At 37.0% G+C, this 262-nt stretch carries 1 protein-coding gene; it reads right to left on the bottom strand.

What is annotated here, in order from left to right; genetic code table 11:
* Positions 1–262, bottom strand: a 262-nt coding sequence (locus ACG916_RS21660; protein ID WP_419378820.1) for a type I secretion C-terminal target domain-containing protein, incomplete at both ends; no start/stop codon positions are given.

Raw genomic sequence — 262 nt, forward strand, 5'->3', positions numbered from 1 at the left:
CTACTACCATCTCGGTCAACCAATAAAGTAACCTGATTCCCACTAATACTCACACTAAGATAATTATTAATATTATCTGTGGTAGCGCCTGATAATAAAGATGAAACATCGATTTTATCGCCTTCAGACATATTAAAATCTAACCACTGATCAGTTCCATTCCCACCTGTTGGGCTTGAACCGTTAAGTACATTGTAAATTAACAAATCAGCGCCATCACCTAATGTGAAGACTTCATTTGCGGATTGACTAACAGCGATAT

The organism is Acinetobacter legionensis (assembly GCF_048552295.1).
In the GTDB taxonomy this organism is placed as follows: domain Bacteria; phylum Pseudomonadota; class Gammaproteobacteria; order Pseudomonadales; family Moraxellaceae; genus Acinetobacter.